Below are 545 nucleotides of genomic sequence, written 5' to 3' on the forward strand. Positions count from 1 at the left end.
CCAATAATGGCAATACTTTTTTCATTATAATTTCCTATATTTTTCATACTGTTAAACAGTTTTAAAAGCGCGGAGATTATAAATAGAGTTGAATATATATCTATTGATTTATTTATAAAATGAGACACAAAACATAAACACGAACAATAAAACGTTTGCTTGATTAAACTCTAAACAATTCTCACCCCGGTCGGCATCGCTCTTTCTGGCGTTAGCAACACACTTTCGGACTCATCATCCGTTTCTGCGCATAACAACATACATTCAGAGGTTTCACCGCGCATTTTGGCTTTGGCAAGATTACACAACACGACCACTTGTTTGCCCATCAACTCTTCCTCGGTGTAATAAGGCACTAAGCTGGTTACGGTTTGCAGTGTTTTTTCACCAATATCAATTTGCACAATATACAGCTTGTCTGCATTTTGATGACGAGCCACTTCAATGATTTTTCCGGTACGAATTTCCAGTTTGGCAAAATCAGAGTAAGCGATAGTTTCCATAATTAAAACCTCAGTAAAGTTTTACTAAAAAGATAACGTTTA

Annotated in this window: 1 protein-coding gene; it reads right to left on the reverse strand. The window is 35.8% G+C overall.

What is annotated here, in order from left to right; genetic code table 11:
* Positions 1–170: 170 nt before the first annotated feature.
* Entirely contained in the window at positions 171–503 is a 333-nt protein-coding gene (locus R7Q48_RS30245; RefSeq protein ID WP_005494151.1) for a tRNA-binding protein, read from the reverse strand.
* Positions 504–545 lie beyond the last annotated feature (42 nt).

Source organism: Vibrio sp. 378, assembly GCF_033339435.1.